22 protein-coding genes are annotated in these 24,217 nt (G+C 68.7%); 17 read left to right on the top strand and 5 right to left on the bottom strand.

Annotation, left to right across the window (positions count from 1 at the left end; all coding sequences use genetic code 11):
• The first annotated feature begins 125 nt into the window (after window positions 1-125).
• From pyrR to metK, 12 genes are all read left to right on the top strand, one after another.
• Complete coding sequence (gene pyrR, locus AO501_RS21225; RefSeq protein WP_055579566.1) at window positions 126-677, top strand: bifunctional pyr operon transcriptional regulator/uracil phosphoribosyltransferase PyrR; 552 nt, start codon at window positions 126-128, stop codon at window positions 675-677.
• Window positions 674-1,621: an aspartate carbamoyltransferase catalytic subunit gene (locus tag AO501_RS21220; RefSeq protein WP_055579565.1), complete on the top strand. Its 948-nt coding sequence runs from the start codon at window positions 674-676 to the stop codon at window positions 1,619-1,621. The genes pyrR and AO501_RS21220 overlap by 4 nt, the downstream gene beginning before the upstream one ends.
• The gene (locus tag AO501_RS21215; protein ID WP_055579564.1) at window positions 1,618-2,910 is read left to right on the top strand and encodes a dihydroorotase; all 1,293 of its coding nucleotides are present in this window, start codon (window positions 1,618-1,620) and stop codon (window positions 2,908-2,910) included. Before AO501_RS21220 ends, AO501_RS21215 begins: the two co-directional genes overlap by 4 nt.
• Window positions 2,907-3,407, top strand: a complete 501-nt coding sequence (locus AO501_RS21210; protein WP_055579563.1) for a hypothetical protein — start codon at window positions 2,907-2,909, stop codon at window positions 3,405-3,407. Before AO501_RS21215 ends, AO501_RS21210 begins: the two co-directional genes overlap by 4 nt.
• 30 nt (window positions 3,408-3,437) lie before the next feature.
• Window positions 3,438-4,556, top strand: a complete 1,119-nt coding sequence (carA, locus tag AO501_RS21205) for a glutamine-hydrolyzing carbamoyl-phosphate synthase small subunit (protein WP_055579562.1) — start codon at window positions 3,438-3,440, stop codon at window positions 4,554-4,556.
• 91 nt (window positions 4,557-4,647) lie between these two features.
• Window positions 4,648-7,992: a carbamoyl-phosphate synthase large subunit gene (gene carB, locus AO501_RS21200; protein ID WP_055579561.1), complete on the top strand. Its 3,345-nt coding sequence runs from the start codon at window positions 4,648-4,650 to the stop codon at window positions 7,990-7,992.
• Window positions 7,989-8,807, top strand: coding sequence for an orotidine-5'-phosphate decarboxylase (gene pyrF, locus AO501_RS21195; RefSeq protein ID WP_055579560.1), 819 nt, complete (start codon window positions 7,989-7,991; stop codon window positions 8,805-8,807). The genes carB and pyrF overlap by 4 nt, the downstream gene beginning before the upstream one ends.
• Window positions 8,808-9,222: 415 nt before the next feature.
• Window positions 9,223-9,537, top strand: a complete 315-nt coding sequence (gene mihF, locus AO501_RS21190) for an integration host factor, actinobacterial type (RefSeq protein WP_036355303.1) — start codon at window positions 9,223-9,225, stop codon at window positions 9,535-9,537.
• A 25-nt stretch (window positions 9,538-9,562) separates the two neighbouring features.
• Window positions 9,563-10,168 (top strand): guanylate kinase, encoded by a 606-nt coding sequence (gene gmk, locus AO501_RS21185; RefSeq protein WP_055579559.1) that lies wholly within the window; start codon window positions 9,563-9,565, stop codon window positions 10,166-10,168.
• A gap of 89 nt (window positions 10,169-10,257) precedes the next feature.
• The gene (gene rpoZ, locus AO501_RS21180; RefSeq protein ID WP_055579611.1) at window positions 10,258-10,590 is read left to right on the top strand and encodes a DNA-directed RNA polymerase subunit omega; all 333 of its coding nucleotides are present in this window, start codon (window positions 10,258-10,260) and stop codon (window positions 10,588-10,590) included.
• A gap of 14 nt (window positions 10,591-10,604) precedes the next feature.
• Window positions 10,605-11,873, top strand: a complete 1,269-nt coding sequence (gene coaBC / locus AO501_RS21175) for a bifunctional phosphopantothenoylcysteine decarboxylase/phosphopantothenate--cysteine ligase CoaBC (protein WP_055579558.1) — start codon at window positions 10,605-10,607, stop codon at window positions 11,871-11,873.
• Window positions 11,874-12,012: 139 nt separating this feature from the next.
• Window positions 12,013-13,224: a methionine adenosyltransferase gene (gene metK / locus AO501_RS21170; RefSeq protein WP_055579557.1), complete on the top strand. Its 1,212-nt coding sequence runs from the start codon at window positions 12,013-12,015 to the stop codon at window positions 13,222-13,224.
• Window positions 13,225-13,320: 96 nt separating this feature from the next.
• Here metK and AO501_RS21165 read toward each other — a convergent pair whose 3' ends face one another.
• The 4 genes from AO501_RS21165 to AO501_RS21150 all read right to left on the bottom strand — a co-directional run bounded on the left by AO501_RS21165 (window position 13,321) and on the right by AO501_RS21150 (window position 17,447).
• Entirely contained in the window at window positions 13,321-13,887 is a 567-nt protein-coding gene (locus tag AO501_RS21165) for a pyridoxamine 5'-phosphate oxidase family protein (RefSeq protein WP_055579556.1), read from the bottom strand.
• Window positions 13,888-14,003: 116 nt separating this feature from the next.
• Window positions 14,004-15,497, bottom strand: a complete 1,494-nt coding sequence (locus tag AO501_RS21160; protein ID WP_055579555.1) for a flavin-containing monooxygenase — start codon at window positions 15,495-15,497, stop codon at window positions 14,004-14,006.
• Window positions 15,494-16,456: an alpha/beta hydrolase gene (locus AO501_RS21155; RefSeq protein ID WP_055579554.1), complete on the bottom strand. Its 963-nt coding sequence runs from the start codon at window positions 16,454-16,456 to the stop codon at window positions 15,494-15,496. The genes AO501_RS21160 and AO501_RS21155 overlap by 4 nt, the downstream gene beginning before the upstream one ends.
• Before the next feature lie 25 nt (window positions 16,457-16,481).
• Complete coding sequence (locus AO501_RS21150; protein ID WP_055579553.1) at window positions 16,482-17,447, bottom strand: alpha/beta hydrolase; 966 nt, start codon at window positions 17,445-17,447, stop codon at window positions 16,482-16,484.
• Here AO501_RS21150 and AO501_RS21145 point away from each other — a divergent pair.
• The 3 genes from AO501_RS21145 (at window position 17,446) to AO501_RS21135 (ending at window position 20,889) form a co-directional block, all read left to right on the top strand.
• On the top strand, window positions 17,446-18,171 hold the full coding sequence (locus AO501_RS21145; protein WP_055579552.1) for a lysoplasmalogenase: 726 nt from the start codon (window positions 17,446-17,448) through the stop codon (window positions 18,169-18,171). The genes AO501_RS21150 and AO501_RS21145 overlap by 2 nt on opposite strands.
• Before the next feature lie 47 nt (window positions 18,172-18,218).
• Entirely contained in the window at window positions 18,219-20,234 is a 2,016-nt protein-coding gene (locus AO501_RS21140; protein WP_197419914.1) for a primosomal protein N', read from the top strand.
• A gap of 175 nt (window positions 20,235-20,409) precedes the next feature.
• Window positions 20,410-20,889, top strand: coding sequence for a MarR family transcriptional regulator (locus AO501_RS21135; protein ID WP_055579551.1), 480 nt, complete (start codon window positions 20,410-20,412; stop codon window positions 20,887-20,889).
• Window positions 20,890-20,907: 18 nt separating this feature from the next.
• Here the strand turns inward: AO501_RS21135 and AO501_RS21130 are convergent, their stop codons facing one another.
• Window positions 20,908-21,732: a class I SAM-dependent methyltransferase gene (locus tag AO501_RS21130; RefSeq protein WP_055579550.1), complete on the bottom strand. Its 825-nt coding sequence runs from the start codon at window positions 21,730-21,732 to the stop codon at window positions 20,908-20,910.
• Window positions 21,733-21,871: 139 nt separating this feature from the next.
• On the opposite strand from AO501_RS21130, the gene fmt reads away from it, so the two are divergent.
• Both fmt and AO501_RS21120 read left to right on the top strand, forming a co-directional pair.
• Window positions 21,872-22,804 carry a methionyl-tRNA formyltransferase gene (gene fmt, locus AO501_RS21125; protein ID WP_055579549.1) on the top strand — a complete coding sequence of 311 codons (933 nt, stop codon included), beginning with the start codon at window positions 21,872-21,874 and terminating at the stop codon, window positions 22,802-22,804.
• On the top strand, window positions 22,801-24,216 hold the full coding sequence (locus AO501_RS21120) for an RsmB/NOP family class I SAM-dependent RNA methyltransferase (protein WP_055579548.1): 1,416 nt from the start codon (window positions 22,801-22,803) through the stop codon (window positions 24,214-24,216). The genes fmt and AO501_RS21120 overlap by 4 nt, the downstream gene beginning before the upstream one ends.
• The last annotated feature ends 1 nt before the right edge of the window (window position 24,217 follow it).

Genomic DNA, 24,217 nt, shown 5'->3' with positions numbered 1-24,217 from the left:
TGGACGCACGCCCAAAGCAGTGAGCGCACACCCGTCGCACGGGGAGGCCGTGTTAGGCTGCCCCCGCAAGTCGACATCCTTTAACGATCCGTCCGGAGAGGCGGAGAAGGAGGTCAAGATCTCGCATGGGTGCCAGTGATCAGCGGGAATTGATGTCAGCGGCCGATGTCGGTCGCACCATTTCCCGCATGGCGCACCAAATCATCGAAAAGACCGCGCTGGACAACCCGGATTCCACCCGGGTGGTACTGCTCGGCATTCCCACGCGTGGGGTGACCCTGGCCAGCCGCCTGGCCGCCAACATCGCCGAATACAGCGGCGTGGACGTCGGCCACGGCTCGCTGGACATCACGCTCTACCGCGACGACCTGATGATCAAGCCGCCGCGTCCCCTGGAAAACACCTCGATCCCGGCCGGCGGCATCGACGACGCGCTGGTGATCCTGGTCGACGACGTGCTGTACTCCGGGCGCTCCACTCGCTCTGCCCTCGATGCGCTGCGCGACGTCGGCCGGCCGCGCGCGGTTCAACTGGCGGTGCTGGTCGACCGCGGCCACCGCGAACTGCCGATCCGCGCCGACTACGTCGGCAAGAACGTGCCCACCTCACGCAACGAAAGCGTGCACGTACAACTCAAGGAAGACGACGGACGAGACGGCGTGGTGATCACCCGATGACCCCAAGACACCTGCTGGCCGCGGGCGACCTGACCCGCGACGAAGCCACCGCGATCCTCGACGACGCCGACCGCTTCGCGCAGGCGCTGGTGGGCCGCGACGTCAAAAAGCTGCCGACGCTGCGCGGCCGCACCGTGGTCACCATGTTCTACGAGAACTCCACCCGCACCCGGGTGTCCTTCGAGGTGGCGGGCAAGTGGATGAGCGCGGACGTGGTCAACGTCAGCGCGTCGGGGTCGTCGGTGGGCAAGGGCGAGTCGTTGCGCGACACCGCGTTGACGCTGCGCGCGGCCGGCGCCGACGCGCTGATCATCCGTCACCCCGCCTCCGGCGCCGCGCACCTGCTGGCCGACTGGACCAGGGTCGCCGACGGCTCTCCGTCGGTGATCAACGCCGGCGACGGCACGCACGAGCACCCCACCCAGGCCCTGCTGGACGCGCTGACCATCCGGCAGCGCCTCGGCGGTATCGAAGGCCGTCGCATCGTGATCGTCGGTGACATCCTGCACAGCCGGGTCGCCCGTTCCAACGTCATGCTGCTGGACACGCTGGGGGCCGAGGTCGTGCTGGTCGCGCCGCCGACGCTGCTGCCGCGCGGCGTCGAGGGGTGGCCGGTCACGGTTTCCAACGACTTCGACGCCGAACTACCGGCCGCCGACGGCGTCCTGATGCTGCGGGTGCAGGCCGAACGCATGAACGGCGGCTTCTTCCCGTCGGTGCGGGAATACTCCACGCTCTACGGCCTGTCCGCCCGGCGTCAGGCCCTGCTGCCCGATCACGCCGTGGTGCTGCACCCGGGGCCGATGCTGCGCGGCATGGAGATCTCGTCGTCGGTGGCCGACTCGCCGCAATCGGCTGTGCTGCAACAGGTTTCCAACGGAGTGCATGTGCGGATGGCGGTGCTGTTCCATGTGCTGGTCGGGGCGGAGGAAGTCGCGGCATGAGTGTGCTGATTCGTGGTGTCCGGCTCTACGGCGAAGGGGACCCGGTCGACGTGCTCGTCGATGACGGGCAGATCGCGGAGATCGGGGCTGGACTCGAGATTCCCGACACCGCCGACGTGATCGACGCTACCGGCCAGGTACTGCTACCGGGCTTCGTCGACCTGCACACCCACTTGCGTGAGCCCGGCCGCGAATACGCCGAAGACATCGAAACCGGTTCGGCGGCAGCCGCTCTCGGCGGCTACACCGCGGTCTTCGCAATGGCCAACACCAACCCGGTGGCCGACAGCCCGGTGGTGACCGACCATGTCTGGCACCGCGGCCGGCAGGTCGGCCTGGTCGACGTGCATCCCGTGGGCGCGGTCACCGTCGGATTGGCCGGGGTCGAGCTGACCGAGATGGGCATGATGCACGCCGGCGCCGCGCAGGTGCGGATGTTCTCCGACGACGGTATCTGCGTACACGATCCGCTGGTGATGCGCCGCGCCCTGGAATACGCCACCGGCCTGGGTGTGCTGATCGCCCAGCACGCCGAAGAGCCCCGGCTCACCGTCGGCGCCGTCGCGCACGAAGGGCCCACCGCCGCCCGGCTCGGACTCGCCGGATGGCCCAGGGCGGCCGAAGAATCCATCGTCGCCCGCGACGCGCTGCTGGCCCGCGACGCGGGGGCGCGCGTGCACATCTGCCACGCGTCCACCGCGGGCACCGTGGAGATCGTCAAATGGGCTAAGCAGCAGGGTATTTCGATCACCGCCGAGGTCACACCGCACCACCTGCTGCTCGATGACGGCCGGCTGGTCAGCTATGACGGGCGTAATCGGGTGAACCCGCCGCTGCGGGAGTCCTCCGACGCGCTGGCGCTGCGGCAGGCGCTGGCCGACGGCGTCATCGACTGCGTGGCCACCGATCACGCGCCGCACGCCGAGCACGAGAAGTGTGTCGAGTTCGCCGCCGCGCGCCCCGGCATGCTGGGGCTGCAGACCGCGCTGTCGGTGGTGGTGCAGACCATGGTGCAGCCGGGCCTGCTGAGCTGGCGTGACGTCGCCCGGGTGATGAGCGAGAACCCCGCGCGCATCGTCGGGCTGCCCGACCACGGCCGTCCCCTGGAGGTCGGTGAGCCGGCGAACCTGACCGTCGTGGATCCCGAGGGCAGCTGGACGGTCAGCGGGGACGCACTGGCCAGCAGGTCGGCCAACACCCCGTACGAGTCGCTCACCTTGCCCGCCACCGTGACGGCGACACTGCTGCGCGGGAAGGTCACCGCCCGGGACGGGAAGAGCCCGGCATGACGTCGGGCACCCTGGTGGGATCGCTGATCTTCGCGGCGGTCCTGGTGGTGTTGCTGGCGGTGGTGATCCACCTGATGATGCGGGGCTGGCGGCGACGGGCCGAATCGCAGGTCGAACTCATCGGCGAGCTGCCCGGTCTACCGGACGCGGTCGGCGCCCCGGCGGTGAGCACCCGCGGCCTCTACGTCGGCAGTACGTTGTCGCCGGCCTGGAACGACCGGGTGGCCGTCGGTGACCTGGGTTACCGAAGCAAGGCGGTTTTGATCCGTTACCCCGAGGGAATTCTGGTCGAACGCATTCGCGCGCAACCGATCTGGATTCCACAGGAATCTATCACCGCCATCCGCACCGAACGCGGCGTCGCGGGCAAGGTCGCGGCCCGCAACGGGATCCTGGCGATCCGGTGGCGCCTGCCCTCGGGAACCGAGATCGACACCGGGTTCCGGGCGGACAACCGGGACGAATACGTGCATTGGATAGAGGAGGAGGCCGCGTGAGTCGCGCCGACAACGCAGTGGAGGCAGCCCATGAGTAAGGCCCTGCTGGTACTCGAAGACGGCCGTGTCTACACCGGCACCACATTCGGGGCGATCGGTGAAACCCTGGGCGAAGCCGTGTTCAGCACCGGTATGTCCGGTTACCAGGAAACGCTGACCGACCCCAGTTACCACCGGCAGATCGTGGTGGCCACCGCGCCGCAGATCGGCAACACCGGCTGGAACGACGAGGACGCCGAGAGTCGCGGCGACAAGATCTGGGTTGCCGGCTACGCCGTGCGCGACCCGTCGCCGCGCGCCTCCAACTGGCGCGCCACCAGCACGCTGGAAGCTGAGCTGGTCCGCCAGCGCATCGTCGGGATCGCCGGTATCGACACCCGGGCCGTGGTGCGCCACCTGCGCAGCCGTGGCTCGATGAAGGCGGGTGTGTTCTCCGGCCCGGCCCTCGCCGAGCCCGAGCAGCTGGTCGAGCGGGTCCGCGCGCAGCAGCCGATGCTCGGCGCCGACCTGGCCGGACAGGTCAGCACACCCGAGACCTACATCGTCGAACCCGAAGGGGCCCAGAGGTTTACCGTCGTCGCGCTGGACCTCGGTATCAAGACCAACACGCCGCGCAACTTCGCCCGTCGCGGGATCCGCAGCCACGTGCTGCCCTCCTCGGCGACCTTCGACCAGATCGCCGCGATCAAGCCCGACGGTGTGTTCCTGTCCAACGGCCCGGGCGACCCGGCTACCGCCGACCACACCGTCGCGCTCACCCGCGAGGTGCTGGGAGCCGGAATACCGCTGTTCGGGATCTGCTTCGGCAACCAGATCCTGGGCCGCGCACTAGGGTTGTCGACGTACAAGATGGTGTTCGGCCACCGCGGCATCAACATCCCGGTGATCGACCACGCCACCGGCCGGGTCGCGGTGACGTCACAGAACCACGGCTTCGCGCTCGAGGGGGAGGCGGGTCAGTCCTTCGACACGCCGTTCGGCACGGCGCAGGTCAGCCACACCTGCGCCAACGACGGTGTGGTCGAAGGCGTCAAACTCGTTGACGGACGGGCATTTTCGGTGCAATACCACCCGGAGGCCGCCGCCGGACCGCACGATGCGGAATACCTATTCGACCAGTTCGTCGACCTGATGGAAGGGAACCGCTGATGCCCTTCTGCGCGAACGTGCGTGTCTGTACAGCGACACGCCGAAAATCCCGGACAACCGCGCACGCTCGCGCCGGCAAAGGAGGCTGCTAGTGCCGCGTCGTACCGACCTCAACCACGTGCTGGTGATCGGCTCCGGGCCGATCGTCATCGGCCAGGCCTGCGAGTTCGACTACTCCGGCACCCAGGCGTGCCGGGTGTTGCGAGCCGAGGGGCTGCAGGTCAGCCTGGTCAACTCCAACCCGGCCACCATCATGACCGACCCGGAGTTCGCCGATCACACCTACGTCGAACCGATCACCCCGGCCTTCGTCGAGCGGGTGATGGCCCAGCAGGCCGAGCGCGGAAACAAGATCGATGCGCTGCTGGCCACCCTGGGCGGGCAGACCGCGCTGAACACCGCGGTCGCCCTCTACGAGAACGGCGCGCTGGAGCGCTACGGCATCGAACTCATCGGCGCGGACTTCGAGGCCATCCAGCGCGGTGAGGACCGGCAGAAGTTCAAAGACATCGTCGCCAAGGTCGGCGGCGAATCCGCCCGCAGCCGAGTGTGTTTCACGATGGACGAAGTCCGCGAGACGGTGGGCGAACTCGGTCTGCCGGTCGTGGTGCGGCCCAGCTTCACGATGGGCGGGCTGGGTTCGGGGATGGCGCGCTCGGTCGAGGAGGTCGACCGGATGGCCGGCGCCGGCCTGGCGGCGAGCCCCAGCGCCAACGTGCTGATCGAGGAATCGATCTACGGCTGGAAGGAATTCGAACTCGAGCTGATGCGCGACGGCCACGACAACGTGGTGGTGGTGTGCTCGATCGAGAACGTGGACCCGATGGGTGTGCACACCGGTGACTCGGTCACGGTGGCGCCCGCGATGACGCTGACCGACCGCGAATACCAGCGGATGCGTGATCTGGGCATCGCCATCCTGCGCGAGGTCGGCGTCGACACCGGCGGCTGCAACATCCAGTTCGCGGTCAACCCGAAAGACGGCCGGCTCATCGTCATCGAGATGAACCCGCGGGTGTCGCGCTCCAGCGCGCTGGCCTCCAAGGCCACCGGTTTCCCGATCGCCAAGATCGCCGCGAAACTGGCCATCGGCTACACCCTCGACGAGATCGTCAACGACATCACCAAGGAAACCCCGGCCTGCTTCGAGCCGACGCTGGACTACGTCGTGGTCAAGGCGCCGCGCTTCGCCTTCGAGAAGTTCCCCGGTGCCGACGACACCCTGACCACCACGATGAAGTCCGTCGGTGAGGCAATGTCGTTGGGCCGCAACTTCGTCGAGGCGCTCGGCAAGGTGATGCGCTCGCTGGAAACCACCCGCGCGGGATTCTGGACGAAACCGGACGCCGAAGGCTCGGTGGACGACGTGCTGACCCGGCTGCAGACTCCCACCGAGGGCAGGCTCTATGACATCGAACTGGCGCTGCGGCTCGGCGGGTCTGTGGAGCAGGTGGCCCAGGCCAGCGGCGTCGACCCCTGGTTCGTCGCCCAGATCGACGAACTGGTGGCGCTGCGCGCCGAACTCGTCGACGCCCCGGTCCTGGATGCCGAACTGCTGCGGCACGCCAAGCACTGCGGACTCTCCGACCGCCAGATCGCCGCGCTGCGGCCGGAGCTGGCCGGTGAAAACGGGGTGCGCTCGCTGCGGGAGCGCCTGGGCATCCACCCGGTGTACAAGACCGTGGACACCTGCGCCGCCGAGTTCGAGGCCAAGACGCCGTATCACTACAGCAGCTACGAACTCGACCCGTCCGCCGAGACCGAGGTGGCCCCGCAGACCGAGCGGCCCAAGGTGCTCATCCTGGGCTCCGGCCCCAACCGGATCGGGCAGGGCATCGAGTTCGACTACAGCTGCGTCCATGCGGCAACCACGTTGAGCGAGGCCGGTTTTGAGACGGTCATGGTCAACTGCAACCCCGAGACGGTGTCCACCGACTACGACACCGCCGACCGGCTCTACTTCGAGCCGCTGACGTTCGAGGACGTGCTCGAGGTCTACCACGCCGAAGAACAGTCCGGCACCGGCGGACCGGGTGTGGCCGGGGTCATCGTGCAGCTGGGCGGCCAGACCCCACTGGGCCTGGCGCAACGGCTCGCCGACGCCGGGGTGCCGATCGTGGGCACCCCGCCGGAAGCGATCGACCTCGCCGAGGACCGTGGCTCGTTCGGCGACGTGCTGAACACCGCGGGGCTGCCCGCGCCCAAGTACGGCACCGCAACCACGTTCGAGCAGGCCCGCCGCATCGCCGCCGACATCGGTTACCCGGTGCTGGTGCGGCCGTCCTACGTGCTCGGCGGTCGCGGGATGGAAATCGTCTATGACGAGGAGACCCTCAAGGGTTACATCACCCGGGCCACGGAGCTCTCTCCCGAACATCCGGTGCTCGTCGACCGCTTCCTCGAGGACGCGGTCGAGATCGACGTCGACGCCCTGTGCGACGGCACCGAGGTCTACATCGGCGGCATCATGGAGCACATCGAGGAGGCCGGCATCCACTCCGGCGACTCGGCCTGCGCCCTGCCGCCGGTGACCCTGGGCCGCAGTGACATCGAGAAGGTGCGCAAGGCGACCGAAGCCATCGCGCAGGGCATCGGGGTGGTGGGCCTGCTCAACGTGCAGTACGCCCTGAAGGACGACGTGCTGTACGTGCTGGAGGCCAACCCGCGAGCGAGCCGCACCGTTCCCTTCGTATCGAAGGCCACCGCGATTCCCCTGGCCAAAGCTTGCGCGCGAGTGATGTTGGGCGCCAAGATTTCCCAGCTTCGCGAAGAGGGAATGCTGGCCGAATCCGGGGACGGCGGCAGCGTGGCTCCCGACGCCCCGATCGCGGTCAAGGAAGCGGTGCTGCCGTTCCACCGGTTCCGGCGCGCCGACGGCGCGGCGATCGACTCGCTGCTCGGTCCGGAGATGAAGTCCACCGGTGAGGTGATGGGCATCGACCGGGATTTCGGCAGTGCCTTCGCCAAGAGCCAGACCGCCGCCTACGGCTCACTGCCCGCACAGGGCACGGTGTTCGTCTCGGTTGCCAACCGGGACAAGCGATCCCTGGTGTTTCCGGTAAAGCGCCTGGCGGACTTGGGTTTCCGCGTGCTGGCAACCGAAGGTACCGCGGAAATGCTGCGCCGCAACGGAATTCCATGCGACGAGGTCCGAAAACACTTCGAGGCGCCGCAGGAGGGCAGACCGGCGATGTCGGCGGTGGACGCCATCCGGGCCGGCGAGGTCGACATGGTGATCAACACGCCGTACGGAAACTCGGGGCCGCGGGTGGACGGCTACGAGATCCGGTCGGTCGCGGTGGCCGTCAACATCCCCTGCATCACCACGGTTCAGGGCGCGTCGGCGGCGGTGCAGGGCATCGAAGCCGGAATCCGGGGCGACATCGACGTGCAGTCGCTGCAGGAGTTGCACCGCGCCATCGGTACCAGACGGTGACCGGTTTCGGGGCTCGGCTGGCACAGGCGCGGTCGAGTCGCGGACCGCTCTGTCTGGGCATCGATCCGCACCCCGAGTTGTTGCGGGCCTGGGAGCTGCCGGTCACGGCCGACGGCCTGGCCGCGTTCTGCGAGGTCTGCGTCGACGCCTACGCGGGGTTCGCGATGGTCAAGCCGCAGGTGGCGTTCTTCGAGGCGTACGGTTCGGCCGGTTTCGCGGTGCTCGAGCGCACGACGGCCGCGCTGCGTGCCAACGGCGTGCTGGTGCTGGCCGACGCCAAACGCGGCGACATCGGGTCGACGATGGCGGCCTACGCGACGGCGTGGGCCGGCGACTCGCCACTGGCCGCCGACGCCGTGACGGCCTCGCCCTACCTCGGGTTCGGGTCCCTGCGGCCGCTGCTGGAAGTCGCGGCCGCACACGACCGCGGCGTGTTCGTGCTGGCCGCCACCTCGAACCCGGAGGGGCCGACGGTGCAGCGCGCCGATGCCGGCGGACGCACGGTGGCCCAACTGATCGTGGATCACGTCGGTCAGGCCAACCAGGGGGCCGGCGCCGGCTCCGTCGGCGTGGTCGTCGGCGCGACGGTGCTGCAGGCCCCCGATTTGAGCGAGTTGGGCGGGCCCGTCCTGGTGCCCGGCGTAGGGGCTCAGGGCGGGCGTGCCGAGGCGCTGGCCGGTCTCGGTGGGGCCGCGCCGCACCAGCTGTGGCCCGCGGTGTCGCGCGAGGTGCTGCGGGCCGGACCCGCCGTGGCTGAGCTGCGTGCCGCCGGCGAGCGCATGCTCGACGCCGTCGCCTACCTAAACGCAGGCTGACGGCGCGACACGCGCGAAGCGCCGCGAAAAAGCGTGATCCACGGCACTGCCACCTGCGGTTGTCTGCTGCCACCGACGCTGCCGAGGCGCCGTCAACGCCTTCGCGACCGGCATGACATCCCGAATGTCGGGAAAAACTGCAGGTCGAGGCCTTTTTGTCGGCGGGGGCCGGTCCGGGGGCGCCTCGCGCAGCCCGCGGCAGGAGGGTTCGGCGACGTTGCTGAGCAAACCTTGCGACGGCGGCGCCCGGCGCGTCGCGGCGGTGCCACGCTGGACAAATGACCCCGAAACCGGGGGGTCGGGTTAGATTTCGTCAGGAAGCGTGGGTACGGTCGTCTGCGCTGGCTGGAGTACCCGGCCAAGACAATGAAGATCGACAGATATCCGAGAGATATCGCTGAGAGACGGAGGAATCGTGGCCCTTCCCCAGTTGACCGACGAGCAGCGCGCGGCCGCGTTGGAGAAGGCTGCTGCCGCACGTCGAGCACGAGCTGAGCTCAAGGATCGGCTCAAGCGTGGCGGCACCAACCTCACCCAGGTGCTCAAGGACGCCGAGAGCGACGAAGTTCTCGGCAAGATGAAGGTCTCTGCGCTGCTGGAGGCGTTGCCGAAGGTGGGCAAGGTCAAGGCGCAGGAGATCATGACCGAGCTCGAGATCGCTCCGACCCGTCGGCTGCGTGGTTTGGGCGACCGTCAGCGCAAGGCCCTGCTGGAAAAGTTCGGCTCCTAGTCGGGCCACCGACCCTGGAGCGCCGGTGAGCGCCGGCGGGGGACCGGAGGGCACGACGCCTGTTGGGAGAACAGTCGTGCTGTCCGGTCCCTCCGCGGTCGGCAAGTCGACGGTGGTCCGGTGTCTGCGCGAGCGGATACCGAACCTGCACTTCAGCGTCTCGGCCACGACGCGAGCACCACGGCCGGGGGAGGTCGACGGCGTCGACTACCACTTCGTCAGCCCCGCCCGTTTCCAACAGCTGATCGATCAGGGTGAACTGCTGGAATGGGCGGAAATCCACGGGGGATTGCATCGATCGGGCACGTTGGCCCAGCCGGTGCGCGCAGCCACGGCGGCCGGGTTTCCGGTACTCATCGAGGTCGATCTGGCCGGCGCCCGTGCGGTCAAGCAGGCCATGCCGGAGGCGCTGACGGTGTTTCTGGCCCCGCCGAGCTGGGAAGATCTGGAGGCCCGGCTGGTCGGCCGGGGCACCGAAACCCCCGATGTCATCGCGCGCCGGCTGGATACCGCGCGCGTCGAATTGGCCGCGCAGGGAGACTTCGACGTGGTGGTGGTGAACAGTCGATTAGAGTCTGCGTGCGCCGAATTGGTATCCTTGCTGGTGGGAACCGTCCCTGACGCTGTTTAGCGGGTCCCCGAATTTCGATAATCGAGTTTTTCGCCGTTCAAAACCGTTTGAACGCACTACGAACGTCCGAGCACCAGGAGATTTTTTACGTGACCATTCCGCAGTCCGACACGTCGCTGACCGCCGTCGCAGCCGGGGATCAGCTCGATCCGTCGGCCGGTGTGGCGGGCGCCTACGACACCCCGCTGGGCATCACCAACCCGCCCATCGACGAGTTGCTGGACCGCGTCTCTAGCAAGTACGCGCTGGTGATCTACGCGGCCAAGCGGGCCCGTCAGATCAACGACTACTACAACCAGCTCGGCGAGGGCATCCTCGAGTACGTCGGCCCGTTGGTCGAGCCCGGCTTGCAGGAGAAGCCGCTTTCGATCGCGATGCGCGAAATTCACGCTGACCTGCTCGAACACACCGAGGGCGAGTAACAGGGTCTGGCGCCGTGGACAGTGAGCGCAGCAAGCGGATCATCGTCGGCGTTTCCGGCGGTATCGCGGCCTACAAGGCCTGCACGGTTGTCCGTCAGCTCACTGAAGCCGGCCACCGCGTCCGGGTAATACCCACCGAGTCGGCCCTGCGCTTCGTGGGCGCCGCCACCTTCGAGGCGCTCTCCGGCGAGCCGGTGCGCACCGGGGTATTCCAGGACGTTCCCGAGGTGCCTCACGTCCGGCTCGGCCAGCAGGCCGATCTGGTCGTGGTCGCCCCGGCGACCGCTGATCTGTTGGCCCGGGCCGTGGCCGGTCGGGCCGACGACCTGTTGACCGGAACGCTGCTCACCGCGCGCTGCCCGGTGATGTTCGCGCCGGCCATGCACACCGAGATGTGGTTGCACCCGGCCACCGTCGACAACGTCGCCACGCTGCGCCGCCGCGGCGCGGTGGTGCTGGAACCCGCCTCGGGCCGCCTCACCGGCGCCGACAGCGGCGCCGGGCGCCTGCCTGAGGCGGAGGAGATCACCACCCTGGCCCATTTGCTGTTGGAGCGCCACGACGCGTTGCCCTACGACCTCGCCGGCTGCAAGGTGCTGGTGACGGCCGGCGGCACCCGCGAGGCGATCGATCCGGTGCGCTTCATCGGCAACCGCAGTTCCGGCAAGCAGGGGTATGCCGTGGCCCGGGTGGCCGCCCAGCGCGGCGCGGAGGTCACGCTCATCGCGGGGCACACCGCGGGACTCATCGACCCGGCCGGGGTGAACGTGGTGCACGTCAGCTCCGCCGAGCAGCTCGGCAGCGCGGTGTCCAAGCATGCCGCGGAAGCCAACGTGCTGGTGATGGCCGCGGCGGTGGCCGACTTCCGGCCCACCCAGGTTGCCACCGCCAAGATCAAAAAGAGCCCGGACAGCCAACAGGGGCCCGCTCCCATCGAACTGGTCCGCAACGACGACGTGCTGGCCGGCGCGGTGCAGGCCCGCTCACACGGTCAGCTGCCCAACATGCGCGCCATCGTCGGGTTCGCGGCCGAGACCGGTGACGCCAACGGCGACGTGCTCTTCCACGCCCGCGCCAAGCTGCGGCGCAAGGGCTGCGATCTGCTGGTCGTCAACGCCGTCGGTGACGGCAGGGCATTCGAAGTGGACAGCAACGACGGCTGGCTGCTGGCTGCCGACGGCACCGAGTCGGCGCTGCAGCACGGCTCCAAGACTTTGATGGCGAGCCGTATCGTTGATGCGATCGCCACGTTCCTGCACGGGGACGTCGCCGAAGACAGATAACGTGTGCCGGGCAGCGTGGCCCGTCGGGAACCCCCGAGAATTTGCAGACTGGCCGTCGGGTCCGGTTTGCTTGATGGCAGTGAAAAATAATTCGCCTAACTAACAGTTGGGCGGGCATGGACTGGAAGGACGTACCAGGGTGAGCGAGAAGGGTCGGCTATTTACCAGCGAGTCGGTGACCGAGGGGCATCCAGACAAGATCTGTGACGCGATCAGTGACTCGGTCCTCGACGCGCTGCTGGCGGGCGACCCGCGCTCCCGTGTGGCGGTCGAGACGCTGGTGACCACCGGGCAGGTGCACGTGGTGGGCGAGGTGACGACGTCCGCGAAAGAGGCGTTCGCCGACATCACCAACACGGTGCGCGCACGGATCCTCGACATCGGCTACGACTCTTCGGAGAAGGGCTTCGACGGCGCGTCCTGCGGGGTCAACATCGGCATCGGCGCGCAATCCCCGGACATCGCCCAGGGCGTCGACACGGCGCACGAGGCCCGCGTCGAGGGTGCGGCGGACCCGCTGGACTCCCAGGGCGCCGGCGACCAGGGCCTGATGTTCGGCTACGCGATCAATGACACCCCCGAGCTGATGCCACTGCCCATCGCGCTGGCCCACCGGCTGTCCCGCAAGCTGACCGAGGTCCGCAAGAACGGCACGCTGGACTACCTGCGGCCGGACGGCAAGACCCAGGTGACCATCGCCTACGAGGACAACGTTCCGGTGCGGCTGGACACCGTGGTGGTCTCGACCCAGCACGCCGACGGCATCGACCTGGAGAACACGCTGGACCCCGACATCCGCCGGCACGTGCTGCAGACGGTGCTGGAGGAACTGGGCCACGAGACACTGGACTCGTCGTCGACGCGCGTACTGGTCAACCCGACCGGGAAGTTCGTCCTGGGCGGGCCGATGGGTGACGCCGGCCTGACGGGCCGCAAGATCATCGTCGACACCTACGGCGGCTGGGCCCGGCACGGAGGCGGCGCGTTCTCCGGCAAGGACCCGTCCAAGGTGGACCGGTCGGCCGCGTACGCCATGCGCTGGGTGGCCAAGAACGTCGTTGCGGCCGGGCTGGCGGAGCGCGTGGAGGTCCAGGTGGCCTACGCCATCGGCAAGGCCGCCCCGGTGGGGCTGTTCATCGAGACGTTCGGCACCGAGGCCGTCGACCCGGTCAAGATCGAGAAGATCATCCCCGAGGTGTTCGACCTGCGGCCCGGCGCGATCATCCGCGACCTCGACCTGCTGCGCCCGATCTACGCGCCTACGGCTGCCTACGGGCACTTCGGCCGGACGGACATCGAGCTGCCCTGGGAGCAGCTGGACAAGGTCGACGACCTCAAGCGCGCGATCTAGCGTTCTCCCGCGAGCAGACGCAAACTCGCACTGCGCGGCTTCGCCGCGCGCGAGTTTGCGTCTGCTCGCGAACGGGAGGTGCCCCCAGCTCGCGCACTAGCGGGGCGGCAGCGGGTGGTCCGGGTCCAGCCCGGTCAGCCCGTCGATGCTGTGCTGATTGCGTCCGATGGTGCCGGCGTAGGCCTCGTGCGGCTGCTTGCTGTGATAGTTGTCCAGCACCGGACGCTCGTCGACCAGTTCGTAGTAGGGCACCGCGAACCCGCACGCGTCCGCGATCCGTTCCACATCGACGACGATGGCCGCCCGCACGCCCGCCCGCAGCTCCCCGAAATGGGCTCTCACAGCAGCGAATTCGTCATCATCGGGGCGCAGCGCCCGGCCGGTGCCGAACAGCCGCAGGATGCGCGAGTTTCGGGTGAACGAGCAGAACATCAGCGTGATGCGGCCGTTGTCCCGCAGGTGCGCAATCGTTTCCACGCCGCTGCCGAACAGATCGAGGTAGGCCACCGTGTGGTCGTCGAGCACCGCGAAAGTGTCGGCGTATCCCTTGGGGGACAGATTGATTCGGCCGCCCTCGGTGGGGGCGGTCGCGACGAAGAACATCGCCTGTTCGTCGATGAACGCCCGCAGCGAGTCGTCGAGATGGGAGAACACTTTCGCCATGGCCAAAGCCTAGCGGCAGGCCGGCGGCGGCCGACGGCGTCGTCGAAACTGAAACCAGGTACACCTAGCACGGCGTGTCGTGTGCCTAGGTTAAGTGTCGCGAATGCCGCGCGGTCCTATCCCGTGTACCGGTAGTCGTCCAGATCGAAATGCCTACTGCGCCAGTGCGCTTCGACCGTCGTCGTGGGCCGTATCGGAACGTCGCCGTGCTTGTTGAAGTAGTAGCTGTTGGCCAGGCGGCAGCTGTCCTGCCAGAACACCTGGCGGTAGCGCCGGCGCATCATCTCGGCGAAATAGCGGTCGTTGGCCTCCTCGGTGACCTCCACCCGCGTCGCACCCTCGGCGCGCGCCCGCTTCAGGCAACGCAGGATGTGGTGAGTCTGGGTCTCGATCAGCGCGAAGTACGACGACCCGACGTAGCCGTAGGGGCCGAACACCGCGAAGAAGTTGGGGAAGCCCGGAATGCTGACGCCCTCATAGGCCTGGGCGCGGTGCTCGTCCCAGAATCGGCTCAACGACTTCCCGCCGACGCCGGTGACCGCGTAGGTCAGCACGTCGTCGCTGTCCATCACCTTAAAGCCGGTGGCCAGGATCAGGACGTCGACGTCGAAATGGGTCCCGTCATCCGTCGCGACCGATGACGGGGTGATCTTTTCGATCGGCCTGGTGACCAGCCGAACGTTGTCCCGGTTGAACGTGGACAGGTAGGTGTTGTGGAAACCCGGGCGCTTGCAGCCCACCGCATACTGCGGGGTGAGTTGCTCGCGCACCGTGGGGTCGTCGACCTCTTGCCGCAGGAAGCGCCGACCTGCCGCGGCCGTCCACTTGGCCAGCGGAAACACCTTGAAATAGTTCGCCGAGATCGGGAAGGTCGCTTCGACAAAGGCCTGGCTGAGCGCTCGCTGGACCGCTTTGCCACCGGGGACCCGCATTGCCCAGCGGGCGGCCGCCGGCAGGGGAAGGTCGAACTTCGGGAAGCACCAGATGGGGGTGCGCTGAAAGACGGTGAGGCTCGAGACGGTCGGCGCGATCTCCGGGATGATCTGGACGGCCGAGGCGCCGGTGCCGATGATCCCGACGCGCTTGCCGGTCAGGTCCTGGGTGTGGTCCCAGCGCGCGGTGTGCATGGTGATGCCGTCGAAAGAATCGACACCGTCGATGTCGGGCAGCTTGGGCACCGTCAGGATGCCGCTGGCGCTGATGATGTAGCGGGCCGTGATCTCACCGTCCGGGTCGGTCTGTACCCGCCACAGACCCCGCTGCTCGTCGAACTCGGCCGCGATCACTTTGGTGTTGAAGCGAATTCGTGACCGGATGCCGTACTTCTCCACGCAGTGCTCGGCGTAGGCCCGCAGCTCCCGGCCGGGCGCGTAGGTGCGGGACCAATCCGGGCTCTGCTCGAAGGAGAACTGGTAGGAGAACGACGGAATGTCCACGGCGATACCGGGATAGGTGTTCCAGTACCAGGTGCCGCCGACGCCGTCGCCGGCCTCGACGATCAGATAGTCGGAGAATCCCGCCTCGTCCAGCTTGATGGCGGCGCCGATGCCGGAGAACCCGGCGCCGACGATCAGGACTTCGTAATCGGGTGTGGTATCTGCGCGGCTCACGGGTACAACGCCTTCTTCAGCGCGGCCAGGCCGCGGTTGGTCGCTTCGGCAGCGGCCGGCACCACCAGGCCGAAGCTGACGTACCCGTGCACCATGTTGGGCTCATTGACCAACTCCACCGGAACGCCTGCGGCGCTGAGTAACTCGGCATACAGCCCACCGTCGTCGCGCAGCGGGTCGTGGTGGGCCGTGCCGATGAACGCCGGCGGCAGCCCGGCCAGCTCGCCATTACCGGGCGCCAGGTTGACCGGCAGGGTGGTGTGATCGCTGACGTCGAGGTGCGGGACATACCAACTCAGGAACGCGTCGATGACGTCGTCGTCGAGGATGTGGGCGTTGGCGTTCTCGATGAACGACGGCAGTGTCCGGTCGCCGATGCACGACGGATACCACAGCAGCTGAAAGACCACCGACGGCGAGCCGTGGTCGCGGGCCAGCTGCGCCATGATCGCCGAGATATTGCCGCCGGCCGAATCCCCGGCCACGGCGATCCGGTTCGGGTCACCACCGAGCTCGGCGGCGTTCTCGCCGACCCAGCGCAGCGCCGCCCAGCTGTCCTCGACTCCGGCCGGGTGCGGGTGCTCGGGGGCCAGGCGGTAGTCCACCGACACCACGATCGCCTCGGCGCCCACGGCATGGGCGCGCGCGACATGGTCGTGGGTGTCCAGGTCACCGAGTGCCCAGCCGCCGCCGTGATAGAAGACGACCACCGGCAGGTTGTCCTGCGCGGCGGTGGGCGGCCAGTAGATCCGTACCGGAATGTCGGCGTGCTCGCCGTAGCCGATCGTGCGGTCCTCGATCCGCAGGTCCGGCAGCAACTCCGGCGGCGCCTTCAACGCGGCCAGCTGGGCGCGGGCAACTTCGACACCGTCGGACGCTTTGAAGGTCATGGGAACGGCGTCGAGCAGCATCTTCAGCAGCGGATCGATTTCCGGTCGGGCATCGGTGGGGTCCGTCATGGATCTAGGGTATGCACGCTGGCAACTATCCGTGCAGCGCAACGCGCAGTGCGGCCAGGCCCCGGTCCATCGCTTCGGTGGCAGCGGGTACCACCCCGGCGTAGCCGACGTAGCCGTGCACCATGGTCTCGGCGTTGTGCACCTCGGTGGGGACACCGGCACCGGCCAGCAGTTCGCCGTACCTGATGCCGTCGTCGCGCAGCGGGTCGAAGCCCGCGACGGCGATATAGGCGGCCGGCAGCTCAGCGAAGTTGTCCGCCCGTCCCGGAGCCATGGCGGCCGGTGGGTTGGCCATGTCTGCCTCGCCCGCATACCAGCGGGAGAAGTCGGCGATGGCCTTGGCGTCCAGGATGAGCGCGTTTGCGTTCTCGGTGAAAGACGGCAGCGACGAGTCCCACATCGTGGATGGGTACCACAGCAGCTGGAACGCCAGGGCCGGTGCGCCTTCGTCACGCGCCCGTTGGGCCACCGCCGCCGCAATGGTGCCGCCCGCCGAGTCGCCGGCGACGGCGATCCGGCTGGGGTCGGCGCCGATCTCGGACCCGAACTCGGCCACCCATTTCGTTGCGGCCCAGGCATCCTCGATGGCGGCGGGGTAGGGGTGCTCGGGCGCCAGGCGGTAGTCGACGGATACGACGATCGCGTCGGCCCCCACCGCGTGCTGGCGCGAGGTGCCGTCGTGAGTGTCTAGGTCGCCCATCACGAAGCCGCCGCCGTGAAAGAACAGGACCACCGGCGCAACGGATGTCGTTGGCGGCCAATATATTCTGACGTCGATGGGTCCGCCGGGCCCGTCGATGGCACGGTCTTCGACGCGCAGTTCGGGGTGTAACGCGCGACGCGGCAGGTCGCGGAGTCGTTGTCGCACGGCATCGATTCCGTCGTCGGTTGATAGCCGGAATGGAACCGCATCCAGTACCTTCAGCAGGATGGGATCGACTCCGGGTTTCTCGTTACCCCGAAGCAAGGCGGCGTCGTCGAAATTCGGCATGGACGTACCGTACGCATCCCGTCTGATGGTCGGCGGCTGGGTGGCGGCCTGCTGGGCGGGAATCGCCTACGGCGTCTACCTGACGGTCATCGCGCTGCATCTGCCGCCCGGCAGCGAACTCACCGGACACTGGATCCTGCAGCCGCCGTTCAAGGCGTCGATGGCGCTGCTGCTGACGGTCGCCGCCCTCGCACATCCTGTCACCCGCGAGCGGCGCTGGCTGGTGCCGGCGCTGCTGTTCTCCGCCGGGGGTGACTGGTTGCTGGCGATCCCGTGGTGGACCATGTCGTTCGTCCTGGGACTCGGGTCATTCCTGTTGGCGCACATCTGTTTTCTTGGTGCGCTGGTGCCTCACATCGCTGCGACCCGGCAACGCGTCGCAGCTGCCGCGGTCATGGTGCTGGCCTCGGTGTCGATGCTGGTCTGGTTCTGGCCCCATCTGAACACCGGCAAGGAGAACCTGACCCTGCCGGTGACGGTCTACATCACCGTGCTGTCGGCGATGGTGTGCACGGCGCTGCTGGCCAAGCTGCCCACCATCTGGACCGCCGTGGGAGCTGTGTGCTTCGCGGCCTCGGATTCGATGATCGCCATCAGCCGGTTCATCCTGGGCAACGAGGCGCTGGCGGTGCCGATCTGGTGGTCCTACGCAGCCGCCGAGATCCTGATCACGGCCGGCTTCTTCTTCGGTCGCACCGACGTTGCCGCGTCCGCCGAGAGCTAGTTGTCGCTGCCCGCAGTTACGGTGGACCTACCGTGACAAGAAAGAGCATGTCTGACAACGCAATTCGGCATACCGCCGGTGCGGTGGCCGAAGTGGAGCCGATCGCCCGGGTGCTGCCGATGCTGTCGGTGCCACATCTCGATCGCGAATTCGACTACCTGGTGGCACCCGATCAGTCCGACGACGCGCAGCCCGGGGTGCGGGTCCGGGTGCGTTTCCACGGTCGGCTGGTCGACGCGTTCGTCCTGGAACGGCGTAACGACACCGATCATCAGGGGAAGCTCGGCTGGCTGGACCGGGTGGTGTCCGCCGAACCCGTCCTCACTCCGGAGATCCGGCGACTGGTCGAAGCGGTCGCCGCCCGCTACGCCGGCACCAGGCCGGACGTGTTGCGCCTGGCGGTGCCGGCCCGGCATGCCAGGGTCGAAAAGGAGCTCACCGCGGTCCCGGCCCTGCCGGTGGTGCAACCGGTAGACCCTGTCGGCTGGCAGAGCTACGGTCGCGGTGGTCAGTTCCTGGATGCGCTGGCGCAGTCCCGCGCCGCCCGCGCGGTGTGGCAGGCGTTGCCGGGGGAGCAGTGGGCGGAGCGGTTCGCCGAGGCGGCCGCCCAGACCGTGGCGGCCGGTCACTCGGCGCTGGCGATCGTGCCCGATCAGCGTGATCTCGACACGTTGTGGCACGCGGCGGTGGGACTGATCGACGAGACCAGCGTGGTGGCCCTGTCGGCCGGACTCGGCCCGGCGGCGCGGTATCGGCGGTGGCTGGCCGCGCTGCGCGGCAGCGCGCGCGTGGTGATCGGTACCCGCAGTGCGGTGTTCGCGCCGGTCAGCGATCTGGGTCTGGTCATGGTGTGGTCGGACGCCGACGACAGTCTGGCCGAACCGCGGGCGCCTTATCCCCATGCCCGCGAGGTGGCGATGCTGCGTGCCCATCAGGCGCGCTGCGCCGCGCTGATCGGCGGCTACTCCCGCACCGCCGAGGCTCAGGCGCTGGTTCGCAGCGGGTGGGCCCAGGACGTCATCGCGGCCCGGCCGGTGGTGCGCGCCCGTACGCCGCGAGTGGTGGCGCTGGACGACAGCGGATATGCCGATGAGCGCGACCCGGCCGCGCACACCGCACGCCTGCCGTCCATCGCGCTGCGTGCCGCCCGGTCCGCGCTGGACTCCGGGGCGCCGGTGCTGGTCCAGGTGCCGCGGCGCGGTTATGTGCCGTCGCTGGCGTGTGGTCGCTGCCGGGCTATCGCACGTTGCCGGCACTGCACCGGCCCTCTGGCGCTGACCGATCGCGGCGGCGCTGCGATGTGCCGGTGGTGTGGCCGGGTTGATCCGGCACTGCGCTGCGCCCGTTGCGGGTCGGATGCGGTACGCGCCGTGGTGGTCGGCGCCCGGCGCACGGCCGAGGAACTCGGCAGGGCGTTCCCGGGCACGCCGGTGGTGACCTCGGCGGGCGACGTCATCGTGTCGCAGGTGCCCGCACGCCCGGCGCTGGTGGTCGCCACCCCCGGCGCTGAACCGTGTGCCGCGGACGGCTACGGTGCCGCGTTGCTGCTGGACACCTGGGCGCTGCTGGGACGGCAGGACCTGCGTGCTGCCGAGGACGCGTTATGGCGGTGGATGAACGCCGCTGCCCTGGTACGGCCCCGCGGTGACGGCGGGGTGGTCACGGTGGTCGCGGAGTCGGCGCTACCGACGGTGCAGTCGCTGATCCGCTGGGACCCGGTCGGTCACGCCGACGCCGAGCTCGCCGCGCGCGCGGAGGTGGGTCTGCCGCCGAGTGTGCACATCGCCGCCCTGGACGGAACCGCCGACGCGGTGGCCGCCCTGCTCGAGGAGGCGCGGTTACCCGAGCATGCGGAGTTGCTGGGCCCGGTGGATCTACCGGCGGGAGCTCGCCGCCCGGCGGGCATCGCGGCCGACGCGGCGGTCACCAGGATGCTGGTTCGGGTCCGCCGTGCGGACGGACTGCGGCTGGCGGCGGCGCTGCGCGGCGCCGTCGGGGTGCTCAGCGCCCGCCAGGCCCATGACCCGGTTAGGGTTCAGATCGATCCGCTGCACATCGGCTGACCCTCACCGACGAACGGTTGGGTCAGCCGCGTGGTGGGGGTGGCCCGGGCCGGCCGGCCTCCCGCAAATAAAATCCGCTGGCAATTATATGTCCAGGCAACAATTAAACTATTCGATAATAGGAGGCTGTTACAATTTCTTTGCTCTAGCTAGGCACCGGGGAAAGGGGGCTTCGATGGCAACAGAGAACACGACGACCGAGTCGCTGGACATGATCACCGACGCGTTGTTGACAGCGTCCCGGCTGTTGGTCGGAATTTCGGCGAATTCTATTGCGGCAGTGGACGACACGATCACCATCCCGCAGTTCCGCACGTTGGTCATCCTGTCCAATCGCGGTCCGGTGAATCTGGCGACGCTGGCGACTTCGTTGGGTGTGCAGCCCTCGGCCACTGGTCGCATGGTCGACCGCCTGGTCAGTGCCGGTTTGATCGACCGCCTGCCGCATCCGACCTCGCGTCGGGAATTGCTTGCTTCCCTCACCAAGCGGGGCCGCGAAGTCGTTGCGAAGGTGACCGCCAACCGGCGGAGCGAGATCGCCCGCATTGTGGAGAAGATGCCGGCGGCGGAACGTCACGGGCTGGTCCGGGCGCTGACCGCGTTCACCGCCGCCGGCGGCGAACCCGACGCTCACGTCGACTTCCACGAACTGTGAGCGCCGGGCCGCTTCGCGTCAGCGTTTCTCGGCGGTGAGCAGCAGGTATTCCCACTCCATGATGCCGTTCGTCAGGTATTCGTCGGCCAGTTCGACGAGTTGAGCGTCGAGTTCGGCGGCCAGCACGTGGTTCCCGCCGATGTTCTCGTACGCCTCGATCGTCGGTCCGTAATTGTTCTTGAAGTAGTCGTGCACCTCTCGAGCGCCGTCGAAGCGCGTCACCTCCAGCAGGCCGCGCCGCGTCTCCACGCCGGTGACGCGATCTCCGAGTAAGCCCGTGATGTAGGCCTCACGACCCCACAGGGCAGACGGTGGCAGGTCCGAAGACAGGCTGGGCCGGTAGGGCCTGATGGTCGCCAGCATCCGGCCGAAAAAGCCCTCGTGCGTCCAGCTGATCAGGCCGATCGTCCCACCCGGCCGGCACACCCGGACCAGCTCGTCGGCTGCACACTGGTGGTCCGGGGCGAACATCACCCCGATCGCCGAGATCACCGCGTCGAAGGTGTTGTCGCCGAACGGAAGTGCCTGCGCGTTGGCCTCCTGGTAGTGCAACTTCAGGCACTCCGCCGACGCCCGCGCCTGGGAGCGTTGCAGTAGTTCCGGGGTGAGGTCGGTCGACGTGACGGAGGCGCCGGTCCTGGCCGCGGGCAGCGAGATGTTGCCTGACCCCGCGGCGACGTCGAGCACCCGGACGCCCGGTCCGATACCAGCGGCGGCCACCAGCAGGGGGCCCAGTGGGGCCATCACCTCTTCGGCCATCAGGGCGTAATCGCCAAGGGCCCACATGGCCCGGTGGGTGGCTTCGAGTGCCTCGTCGGCGCGAATCGGGGTTTCGATCGTCATGGGGGATCTCCTTGCGGGGAGTGCGGGTGCAATTTCATTGCGTACGGACACAGTATGCATAGGCAAGTTTGTAACTAGCTGTGATTTCGCTGTCGGGCTGTCGGACGCCCCGGATCGGGGGAGTTCATAGACTGTCTCGGTGCGCATCGTCTTCGCCGGTACCCCCGACCCCGCGTTGCCCGCTCTGCGTCGCCTTATCGACTCGCCCCGCCACGAGGTCATCGCGGTCTTGACCCGTCCCGACGCGGCATCCGGGCGGCGCGGTACACCCGAGCCGTCGCCGGTGGCGCGAGAGGCGCTGGATCGGGGCATTCCGGTGTTGCGTCCGGCGCGACCCAACTCGCCGGAGTTCGTGGCCGAACTGACCGAACTGTCCCCGCAATGTTGCGCGGTGGTGGCCTACGGCGCGCTGCTTGGTGAGGCGCTGCTCGCGGTCCCCCCGCACGGGTGGGTGAACCTGCACTTCTCGCTGCTGCCCGCCTGGCGCGGCGCCGCGCCGGTGCAGGCCGCGATCGCGGCGGGCGACACCATCACCGGGGCCACCACCTTCCAGATCGAGCCCAGCCTGGACTCCGGGCCGGTGTACGGCATTGTCACCGAGACCATCCGGCCGACCGACACGGCCGGCGACCTGCTGGCGCGACTGGCCGTTTCGGGCGCGGAGCTGCTGGCGGGCACTTTGGACGGAATCGCCGATCAAGCGCTGACGCCGCGCCCGCAACCCGTCGACGGGGTCAGCCTGGCGCCCAAGATCACCGTCGAGCAGGCCCGGGTGCGCTGGGACCTGCCGGCGCAGGTGGTCGAGCGGCGGATCCGCGCGGTCACGCCCAACCCGGGCGCCTGGACCCTGATCGGCGACATACGCGTGAAAGTCGGCCCGGTACAACTGGATTCGGGTGCCCACGCGTCGTTGGAACCCGGTGCGATTCAGGTCGACCGCAAGAGTGTGTGGGTCGGCACCGCTTCGCAACCGGTCCGGCTGGGCCAGATACAGCCGCCCGGGAAGAAGCCGATGAACGCCGCCGACTGGGCGCGGGGTGCTCGGCTCGACCCGGAGATCCGTGCCTCATGACCCAGGACCGGCCTTACCGCAAGCGTCCCGACCGCAAACCCCAGAAGCCTCCGCACCGCCCGCGCCGCAAACCCCTGGACCCCGCCCGCCGCGCCGCGTTCGACGCGCTGCGGGCGGTCAGCGAGCGCAATGCCTACGCGAACCTGGTGCTGCCCGCGCTGCTACGCGAACGCGGGATCACCGGCCGCGACGCCGCGTTCGCCACCGAGCTCACTTACGGAACATGCCGCAGTGCCGGCCTGTTGGACGCGATCATCGCCGCCGCCGCCGGCCGGGCGCCGGACACCATCGATCCGGTCCTGCTCGACCTGCTGCGACTGGGGGCCTATCAGCTGTTGCGCACCCGGGTGGACGCGCACGCCGCGGTCTCCACCACCGTCGACCAGGCGGGCATCGAATTCGATTCGGCGCGAGCCGGTTTCGTCAATGGTGTGCTGCGCACCATCTCGGGCCGAGACGAGCAGTCCTGGGTGCAGGAACTGGCCCCCCGCAACGACCCGGTCGGCTACGCGGCATTCGTGCACGCCCACCCACGCTGGATCGCTCAGGCCTTCGCCGACGCCCTGGGAACATCGGCCGGCGAGCTGGACGCGGTGCTGGCCAGTGACGACGAACGGCCCCTGGTGCACCTGGCGGCCCGCCCCGGGGTGCTGACGGCCGGCGAGCTCGCCGAGACCGTGCACGGCACCGTCGGGCGGTACTCGCCCTACGCGGTGTATCTGTCCGGCGGTGACCCCGGGCAGCTGGAGCCGGTCCGCGAGGCCCGGGCGCTGGTGCAGGACGAGGGCAGCCAGTTGGTGGCGCGGGCGCTGACACTGGCTCCGGTCGATGGCGACACCGGGCGCTGGCTGGACCTGTGCGCCGGGCCCGGCGGCAAGACCGCGCTGCTGGCCGCCCTCGGCGCGCAGTCTGGAGCCTCCGTGACGGCGGTGGAACCCGCCGCGCACCGGGCGGACCTGGTCGTGGCGAACACCCGGGGGCTGCCGGTCGAGGTGTTGCGGGTGGACGGTCGGGAGTCCGGCCTGGCGCCGGGTTTCGACCGCGTTCTGGTCGACGTGCCCTGCACCGGGCTGGGTGCGCTGCGCCGTAGGCCAGAGGCGCGCTGGCGGCGCCAGCCGTCCGACGTGCCGGCCCTGGCCCGGTTGCAGCGCGAACTGCTGGGTGCCGCGATCAAGCTCACCCGCCCCGGTGGGGTGGTGCTGTATGCGACCTGTTCGCCGCACCTCGCCGAGACGGTGGGAGTGGTCGCCGACGCGCTGCGCCGTCATCCGGTGGAGGCCATCGACACCCGGCCGCTGTTCGAACCGGTGGACGGGTTGGGTGAGGGTCCGTACGTGCAGTTGTGGCCGCACCGGCACGGCACCGACGCCATGTTCGCGGCTGCCCTGCGCCGGCTTCCGGACGATCAGTAGT

The sequence above is a fragment of the Mycobacterium gordonae genome, from assembly GCF_001417955.2.
GTDB classification, from domain to species: Bacteria; Actinomycetota; Actinomycetes; order Mycobacteriales; family Mycobacteriaceae; genus Mycobacterium; species Mycobacterium gordonae_B.
The sequence above is the reverse complement of the archived record's forward strand: the minus strand, read 5'-3'. Positions and strand labels throughout refer to the sequence as shown.

What these genes read in the sequence shown, in the direction of transcription:
- pyrR (WP_055579566.1), top strand. Translation starts at nt 126, where the DNA reads ATGGGTGCCAGTGATCAGCGGGAATTGATGTCAGCGGCCGATGTCGGT.
- AO501_RS21220 (WP_055579565.1), top strand. Translation starts at nt 674, where the DNA reads ATGACCCCAAGACACCTGCTGGCCGCGGGCGACCTGACCCGCGACGAA.
- AO501_RS21215 (WP_055579564.1), top strand. Translation starts at nt 1,618, where the DNA reads ATGAGTGTGCTGATTCGTGGTGTCCGGCTCTACGGCGAAGGGGACCCG.
- AO501_RS21210 (WP_055579563.1), top strand. Translation starts at nt 2,907, where the DNA reads ATGACGTCGGGCACCCTGGTGGGATCGCTGATCTTCGCGGCGGTCCTG.
- carA (WP_055579562.1), top strand. Translation starts at nt 3,438, where the DNA reads ATGAGTAAGGCCCTGCTGGTACTCGAAGACGGCCGTGTCTACACCGGC.
- AO501_RS21165 (WP_055579556.1), bottom strand. Translation starts at nt 13,887, where the DNA reads ATGGCGAAAGTGTTCTCCCATCTCGACGACTCGCTGCGGGCGTTCATC.
- AO501_RS21155 (WP_055579554.1), bottom strand. Translation starts at nt 16,456, where the DNA reads ATGACGGACCCCACCGATGCCCGACCGGAAATCGATCCGCTGCTGAAG.
- AO501_RS21145 (WP_055579552.1), top strand. Translation starts at nt 17,446, where the DNA reads ATGGACGTACCGTACGCATCCCGTCTGATGGTCGGCGGCTGGGTGGCG.
- AO501_RS21150 (WP_055579553.1), bottom strand. Translation starts at nt 17,447, where the DNA reads ATGCCGAATTTCGACGACGCCGCCTTGCTTCGGGGTAACGAGAAACCC.
- AO501_RS21140 (WP_197419914.1), top strand. Translation starts at nt 18,219, where the DNA reads ATGTCTGACAACGCAATTCGGCATACCGCCGGTGCGGTGGCCGAAGTG.
- AO501_RS21135 (WP_055579551.1), top strand. Translation starts at nt 20,410, where the DNA reads ATGGCAACAGAGAACACGACGACCGAGTCGCTGGACATGATCACCGAC.
- AO501_RS21130 (WP_055579550.1), bottom strand. Translation starts at nt 21,732, where the DNA reads ATGACGATCGAAACCCCGATTCGCGCCGACGAGGCACTCGAAGCCACC.
- AO501_RS21120 (WP_055579548.1), top strand. Translation starts at nt 22,801, where the DNA reads ATGACCCAGGACCGGCCTTACCGCAAGCGTCCCGACCGCAAACCCCAG.